We start from the raw sequence: 8,067 nt of genomic DNA on the forward strand, positions 1-8,067 counted from the left end.
ATCAGCGTTCCCGTTCCCCGGCCCCGCGGACGCGCACCGGGCAGGACGGCTCGCCCCCGCCGTCCTCACCCTCCCGCTCGACGACCACCCGCGAGCCCATCCACCGCGTGGTGTAGCGCTCGATCTCCGGCTCGTCCCACCCCTCGCCACCGTCCGGCACGACCAGCCCGCCCCCGGTCCGCCCGCGGGCGGGCGCCCACACCTCCAGTTCGAGCCCGCCGTCCTCCCCACGTACGGGAAGAACGGCACCCGCGCGCGCGAACACGGGGATGCGCGACAGGGGGGCGTCGACAAGCACCTGCGCCGGCCCCTCGTACGCCCGCTCCGTCACCGTGTCGTACCAGCGGCCCCGTGGCAGCTGCACCGCACGCCGGTCCGCGCCAGGGTCCAGCACCGGCGCCACCAGCAGACTGTCGCCCAGCAGGAAGGCGTCCTCACAGTCACGCAGCGCCCGCTCCTCCGGCGCCGCCCACCAAAGGGGCCGCACATACGGCGCTCCGGTACGCCGCGCCAGATGCGCCAGCGTCATGAAGTACGGCAACAGCCGCCGGCGTTCGACGAGCGCCACGCGCGCGTGCTCCAGCACCTCGGGACCGAACTCCCAGGGCTCCCTGCGCCCCGCCCTGAGACTGGCGTGCGTACGGAACAGCGGCAGATACGCGCCCAGCTGGAACCACCGCAGATACAGCTCGGGTGAAGGATCCCCGTCGAAGCCTCCGATGTCCGGCCCCGAGTACGGAACGCCGCACAACCCGAGCCCCATCACCAGCGCCAAGGAGGCCCGCAGTCCCGGCCAGCCGGTTGCCACGTCCCCCGACCACGTCCCCCCGTAGCGCTGCATGCCGGCCCATCCGGAGCGGGAGAACAGGAACGGCCGCTCCTGGGGCGCGAGTTTCCGCAGCCCTTCGAAGCCCGCCCTGGCCATGCACAGCGCGTACACGTTGTGCGCCTCACGATGGTCACCGCCCCGCCCCTCCAGGGAGTGCCGCGCCGAACGCGGCAGCGTCGACTCCCCGAAGGCGGTGAACGACGTGGGCTCGTTCATGTCGTGCCAGAAACCCGAGAACCCCTGCGCGAGCCGCTCCTCGTAGAGGCCGCCCCACCACTCACGCACACGCGCGTGCGTGAAGTCGGGAAACACCGCCTCCCCGGGCCACACGACTCCCCGCACGACCTGCCCCGACGCGTCCCGCACGAACGCGTCCTCGGCCGTCCCGCCGTCGTACACGGCATTGCCGGGCAGGGCCCTGACGGCCGGGTCGACGATCGACACAAGCCGGATACCGTCCCGCCGGAGTTCCTCTGCCAGAACGGGCAGCTTCGGGAAGCGGTCCTGGTCGACGGTGAACACCTGATGCGCGTCGAGGTGGTCGATGTCCAGGTGCACGGCATCGAGCGGCAGACCGTGCTCCAGGTAGCCCGCGACGATCCGCCGCACCTCTTGTTCGCTGCCGAACCCCCACCGCGCCTGCTGATGGCCGAGCGCCCATGCGGGCGGCAGCGCGGGCGCCCCGGTGAGCGAGGCCCAGGCCAGCAGCACGCGCGCGGGGGTGCCCGCCATCACCCAGCAGCGCAGCGGACCGCCGTCCATCCGCAGCTCGCTCGTCCCCCCGCGGTCGTGCCCGGAACCCGCGCCCTCCTCGCCCTCCCGCAGTGTCACCGTGCCGTCCCACGAGCTGTCGTGGAACACCAGATGCGTACCGCCGTCGGACACCACCAGCTGCACCGGCATCGTGATGTACAGGGGGTCGTCGCCCGGCGCGAAGGCGTGGCCGGGGTCGGTGTTCCACAGCCGGTACGTACCGTCCGGCAGCCGCGGACCCGCGGCACGTCCACCCAGGCCGAAGAAGCGCGCGTCGGCAGCCACCTCCGACCGCTGCAACCACCGCGCCGGACCGCCACCGACCGGCTCCCACCACCGCGGCGGCAGATCACGCCGCAGGGTCACGCCACCGGGCGTAAGCACCTCCACCGCGCCGTGCCGCGAGACGACGACCGTCACCCGCTCGGCCACCACCCGCCAGCCGCCGTCCTTGTCCGGCTCCAGCACCGCCCGGGGATCGGGCTCCGGACAGTGGCCGGCCAGCGCGTACGACGGCTCGGGCTCCGCCCCGTCCCAGCCCCAGAAGACAGCCCCGTTCACGGCGACGAGAATCCGCAGCTCAGACCGGCTGAACCGGACGACACCGCCCCCCGGCCCCGGCTCCGCCGCCTGCACGGGCCCGGGCACGCGCGCACGCTCCGCGCCTCGCGACGGCAGCCCGGTGGCGTCGGCCCGCCGCCTGCGCCACGCTGCTCGTACGGTACGCACACCCTGTGCCGCCCCCACCGAACCCACCGCTTTCACCGAACGCACCAGGTCACGACCGTTCATGCTGCTCACCCTGCCATTGACCGCGCCACACGCGCGTAGCGTTCAACTGCCGTTCACCTGTGTCAGGACCACATCTTCACGAGGCGGACTGTGTGGGACGCACCCTGGTGCCGAAGTCGATCACGTGGCATTGTCCGTGCCAGCCGCGTCACGCGCACACCCCAGCCCGTGCGCGGAGGACGCACACGACGCGCACAGTCCGGGAGCCGACGATGTCGACCGATAGTCCCCAGCCGCTCTGGCAGCCAGACCCCGAACGCATCGCCCGGGCACGGATCACCGGATTCCACGCCTGGGCCGTCGAGCACCACGGCGCCCCCGCCGAGGGAGGCTACGCGGCCCTGCAGCGCTGGTCCGTCGAGGACCTGGACGCCTTCTGGAGAGCCGTCACGGAGTGGTTCGACGTCCGTTTCTCGACCCCCTACGCGCGCGTACTCGGCGAGCGAGCGATGCCGGGCGCCCAGTGGTTCCCCGGCGCGACCCTCAACTACGCCGAACACGCCCTGCGCGCTGCCGACACCCGCGCGGACGAACCGGCCCTCCTGTACGTCGACGAGACGCACGAACCACGCCCCGTTGCATGGGCCGAGTTGCGCCGCCAGGTCGGCTCGCTGGCCGCCGAGCTGCGCGCCCTCGGCGTACGCCCCGGGGACCGCGTCAGCGGCTACCTCCCGAACGTTCCCCAGGCCGTGGTCGCCCTCCTCGCCACAGCCGCCGTGGGCGGAGTCTGGACCTCCTGCGCGCCCGACTTCGGCGCCCGCAGTGTCCTCGACCGCTTCCAGCAGGTCGAACCCGTCGTGCTGTTCACGGTCGACGGCTACCGCTACGGCGGCAAGGAGCACGACCGACGAGAGGCCGTCGCCGAACTGCGCCGCGAACTGCCCACCCTGCGCGCTGTCATCCACATCCCCCTCCTCGGCACCGCGGCACCCGAAGGGGCCCTCGACTGGTCGGCCCTCACCTCCGCCGACACGAACCCCGTCTTCGAGCAGGTGCCCTTCGACCACCCCCTGTGGGTGCTCTACTCCTCCGGCACGACCGGCCTGCCCAAGGCCATCGTCCAGTCCCAGGGCGGCATCCTGGTCGAGCACCTCAAGCAACTCGGCCTGCACTGCGACCTGGGCCCCGAGGACCGCTTCTTCTGGTACACGTCGACCGGCTGGATGATGTGGAACTTCCTCGTCTCCGGCCTGCTCACCGGCACCACGATCGTCCTCTACGACGGCAGCCCCGGCTACCCGGACACCGGCGCCCAGTGGCGGATCGCCGAACGCACGCAGGCCACCCTCTATGGCACCTCGGCCGCCTACGTCATGGCCTGCCGCAAGGCCGGCGTGCACCCGTCACGCGACTTCGACCTCTCCTCCGTCCAGTGCGTCGCCACCACGGGCTCGCCCCTGCCGCCCGACGGCTTCCGCTGGCTCCACGACGAGGTGCGCGACGACCTGTGGATCGCCTCCGTCAGCGGCGGCACGGACGTGTGCTCCTGCTTCGCCGGAGCCGTACCGACACTGCCGGTCCACGTCGGCGAGCTCCAGGCTCCCTGCCTCGGCACCGACCTGCAGTCCTGGGACCCGAGCGGCAGCCCCCTCGTCGACGAGGTCGGCGAACTCGTGGTCACCAACCCCATGCCGTCGATGCCCATCACCTTCTGGAACGACCCCGACGGCAGCCGCTACCACGACAGCTACTTCGACACCTACCCCGGCGTATGGCGGCACGGCGACTGGATCACCGTCACCTCCCACGGATCCGTCGTCATCCACGGCCGCTCCGACTCCACGCTCAACCGCCAGGGCGTACGCATGGGATCCGCCGACATCTACGAAGCCGTGGAGCGCCTACCCGAAATCAGGGAGTCCCTCGTCATCGGCATCGAGCAGCCCGACGGCGGCTACTGGATGCCCCTGTTCGTGCACCTGGCCCCCGGAGCCGCCCTCGACGAGGCCCTGCTGAACCGCATCAAGCAGACCATCCGCGAACAACTCTCGCCGCGCCACGTCCCCGACGAGATCATCGAGGTACCCGGTGTCCCGCACACCCTCACCGGCAAGCGCATCGAGGTCCCGGTCAAACGCCTCCTCCAAGGCACACCACTGGAGAAGGCGGTCAACCCGGGCTCCATCGACAACCTCGACCTCCTGACCTTCTACGAGGACCTCGCCCGCAAGCGCGCCTGACCGAGGGCGTCCGCGCCACTCCCCGTGACCATGGCCGTCGGCGGGGAGGGTGTGGCTAAACCAGGTTGACCTGCGACTTCATTGAGCCGCTCGCCTTCGCGGCCACCTCTACCCCTCTCGTTGTCAGTGCTGTCGATTACTGTCAGTGAGCATTGATCGACCGTGCACAGGGGGAATGACAATGGCGCACACCGACAGCCGGACCATGCGACGCGTCCTGCGCCGCGAAATCGCCGGCACCATCGGCCTGCTGACCGACGAGCACGACTTCCGAGCCATGCGCTGCTACCGCAGCTTCACCTTCGACGACCACGCGACCTACCTCAAACAGGTCGAGGCCCTCCTCAGGACACGGACCCTGCAGGGCAGCCACACCACGGTGGCCCTCTTCGATCCCGAGGAGTACGCCGAGTTCTGCACGCAGAAGAGCCTGGACCCCGACAACCCGTCGAGCCGCACACGCTTCACGGCCCAACTCGCGGTAACAGGCCCGACTCTCCCGTACGAGGGCCAGCCTCTGGCCGACCTCCTGGCGGCCCTCGTCGACGAGGGGGTGCGGCAGGCCACCTGGGAGTACGCGACCACACTCCTCGCTCGTCTGGGCGCCTGCACGTCCTGCGGCGAGGACCTAGGACGCACCGCCTTCGCCCGGGCCTCGGACCTCCTCGTCCGCATCCTCGCCACGGCCCCGCCCGGCGACCGGCACCTCGTCTGCAGCGTCACCGGACCGCCCGAAACCCTCATCGCCGCACTCCATGCCGCCGACACGGGCGGCACCTTGAAGCTGGACGAGACCGAAGCCCTCGAGTTCACCACAGTCCTGGCCCTCGGCCTGGCCACCGAAAGCCCCGGTGGACTCGTCATCCGCGCCAGCGCCCCGGACAGGCCCGACCGTGTCTACGGCTGGCGCCTGCGCGCGTACGGACTCGACCCCCTCACCGCGGGAGAGGTCTTCGACGCCTACTGCACCGACGTCGAGTCAGGCGACCTCATCTCCCCTGAATCCAACGTGGACTACTGCGAGCCCCCCGACCTCGGAGAGGAGAAGTCCGCCCGGGGACACAACCACTGAGAACACGGGAGGGGCGCCCCACCCACCTGAGTGGAGCGCCCCTCCCGGACAGCCCTAGGCCGAGCAAGCCCGGCCTACTCGCCCGACAACACCGCCTGCGCCGCGCTGCGCGCGTCCTCGGCACTGTCCGACGCACGAGCCGCCGCAGCGGCCCGCTCGCACTGCGCCAGCGTGTACTTCGCCAACGTCGCCCGGACGTAGGGAATCGATGCCGCGCCCATCGAAAGAGAGGTGACACCCAGACCAGCCAGCACACACGCGAGCAGCGGGTCGGACGCGGCCTCACCGCAGACGCCGCAGCTCTTGCCCTCTGCCTTCGCCGACTCGGCGGACAGCGCCACCAGGTCGAGCAGTGCGGGCTGCCACGGGTCCTGCAGACGGGAGACCGCACCCACCTGACGGTCGGCGGCGAAGGTGTACTGCGCCAGATCGTTCGTCCCCAGTGACAGGAACTCGACCTCCTGCAGGATCGAGCGGGCGCGCAGCGCGGCCGAGGGGATCTCCACCATCGCGCCGAACTTCGCCCGCAACCCAGCCTCACGACACGCGTCCGCGAAGGCCCGGGCATCCGTGCGGTCCGCCACCATCGGGGCCATGACCTCGAGGTAGACCGGCAGCCCTTCCACGGCCTTCGCGAGCGCGGTCAGCTGCGTGCGCAGGACCTCCGGGTGGTCGAGCAGCGTCCGCAGGCCCCGCACACCGAGCGCCGGGTTCGGCTCGTCGGCCGGAGTCAGGAAGTCGAGCGGCTTGTCCGCGCCCGCGTCCAGCACTCGCACCACGACACGCCCCTCGGGGAACGCCTCGAGCACCTGCCGGTACGCCGCGACCTGCTTCTCCTCCGAAGGCGCCTGCTTGCTGTCGTCCAGGAAGAGGAACTCGGTACGGAAGAGACCGACGCCCTCGGCACCGGCGTCCACGGCGGCCTCCACGTCCGCAGGACCACCGATGTTCGCCAGCAGCGGCACCTTGTGACCGTCCGCCGTGGCACCGGGCCCGGTCGAGGCCGCCAGCGCGGCCCTGCGCGCGGCGGCCGCAGCCTCGAGCTGAGCCTTCTTGTCCTCACTCGGGTCCACGAAGATCTCACCCGTGCTGCCGTCGACGGCGATCATCGTGCCTTCGGCGAGCTCACCGGCACCCGGCAGCGCCACCACAGCAGGCACCCCGAGCGCACGCGCCAGAATCGCGCTGTGGCTCGTCGGACCGCCCTCCTCGGTAACGAAGCCGAGCACGAGAGTCGGGTCCAGCAGTGCGGTGTCGGCAGGCGCGAGATCACGGGCAACTAGGACGTAGGGCTCGTCACTGTCGGGGACGCCCGGCATCGGCACGCCCAGCAGACGGGCGACGATTCGATTCCGCACGTCGTCGAGGTCGGCCACTCGGCCGGCGAGGTACTCACCGGCACCCGCCAGCAGCTCGCGGTACGCGGCGAACGCGTCGTACACCCCGCGCTCGGCCGTGCTGCCGACGGTGATCCGCCGCTCCACGTCGGCCATCAGCTCGGGGTCCTGGGCCATCATGGCCTGCGCCTCGAGCACCGCCTGGGCTTCGCCCCCCGCCAGGTTGCCGCGCGCCATCAGGTCCGCCGCCACAGCCTCCACGGCCTTGCGGGCGCGCCCCTGTTCACGCTCCGCCTCGTCCGCCGGGATCTGCTTCGCAGGCGGCTCGAGCACCGCCGTTCCCATATGCCGAACCTCGCCGATCGCCACACCGTGGCTCACGCCGACGCCTCGCAGCGTTGTCTCCATCTCACCCGTCTCCGATAGTGCGGCGGCTCCCGCCGCCGTGTTGGTTGTCCTACTCGCCGTCATACGACGGCACTGACGTCACTTCCAGAGGAAGAGACTGTCGCCGGCCTTCACATCGCCGTCGATACGAAGATCGGAGAGGGCTTCGGCCGTGGCCTCCAGTGCCACGATCGGGCAGATCGCTGACTTTCCGGCAGCCTCGACGGCAGCCGGGTTCCAGCGCACGATGCCCTGACCGCGCCTGACGGTGTCACCCTTGTTCACGAGCAGCTCGAAACCCTCGCCGTTGAGCTGCACGGTGTCGATACCGAGGTGTGTGAGCACGCCGTGTCCGCTCTCGTCCACGACGACGAACGCGTGCGGGTGCAGGGAGACGATGACGCCGTCCACGGGCGAGACGGCCTCGGAAGGCTCACGTACGGGGTCGATCGCTGTGCCCGGGCCGACCATGGCCCCGGAGAAGACGGGATCCGGCACGGCTGCCAGTCCGATGGCGCGTCCTGCAAGCGGGGACGTCACGGTGGTCATGGGAAGCCTCCCAGGGGTGGAGATCGTTATGGGCCGTCCCTGTCGGTACCGGGCGGCACACTGTTCAGCAGGGTATGTCACCTGAAGTGCCGGTTCCGCGCGGGCACTCCGAGTGGTCTAGACCATACCGTAAATGGATTTGCGCCCGCTCTGCGGCCGCATGTACAG

The 8,067-nt window shown here is 70.8% G+C and carries 5 protein-coding genes; 2 read left to right on the forward strand and 3 right to left on the reverse strand.

What is annotated here, in order from left to right:
• Nucleotide 1: 1 nt before the first annotated feature.
• Nucleotides 2-2,374, reverse strand: a complete 2,373-nt coding sequence (locus tag OG542_RS34040) for a glycoside hydrolase family 31 protein (RefSeq protein WP_328415854.1) — start codon at nucleotides 2,372-2,374, stop codon at nucleotides 2-4.
• A gap of 212 nt (nucleotides 2,375-2,586) precedes the next feature.
• Between OG542_RS34040 and OG542_RS34045 the strand changes: the two genes are divergently transcribed.
• Together OG542_RS34045 and OG542_RS34050 are read left to right on the forward strand one after the other, a co-directional pair.
• The gene (locus tag OG542_RS34045; RefSeq protein WP_328415856.1) at nucleotides 2,587-4,554 is read left to right on the forward strand and encodes an acetoacetate--CoA ligase; all 1,968 of its coding nucleotides are present in this window, start codon (nucleotides 2,587-2,589) and stop codon (nucleotides 4,552-4,554) included.
• 181 nt (nucleotides 4,555-4,735) lie between these two features.
• Nucleotides 4,736-5,626 (forward strand): hypothetical protein, encoded by an 891-nt coding sequence (locus OG542_RS34050; RefSeq protein ID WP_328415858.1) that lies wholly within the window; start codon nucleotides 4,736-4,738, stop codon nucleotides 5,624-5,626.
• 74 nt (nucleotides 5,627-5,700) lie between these two features.
• On the opposite strand, the gene ptsP is transcribed toward OG542_RS34050, so the two are convergent.
• Nucleotides 5,701-7,371, reverse strand: a complete 1,671-nt coding sequence (gene ptsP / locus OG542_RS34055) for a phosphoenolpyruvate--protein phosphotransferase (protein WP_328415860.1) — start codon at nucleotides 7,369-7,371, stop codon at nucleotides 5,701-5,703.
• Nucleotides 7,372-7,449: 78 nt separating this feature from the next.
• Nucleotides 7,450-7,899, reverse strand: a complete 450-nt coding sequence (locus OG542_RS34060; RefSeq protein WP_189726335.1) for a PTS sugar transporter subunit IIA — start codon at nucleotides 7,897-7,899, stop codon at nucleotides 7,450-7,452.
• Between the last annotated feature and the right edge of the window lie 168 nt (nucleotides 7,900-8,067).

The organism is Streptomyces violaceus (assembly GCF_036014075.1).
Taxonomy (GTDB): Bacteria; Actinomycetota; Actinomycetes; order Streptomycetales; family Streptomycetaceae; genus Streptomyces; species Streptomyces violaceus.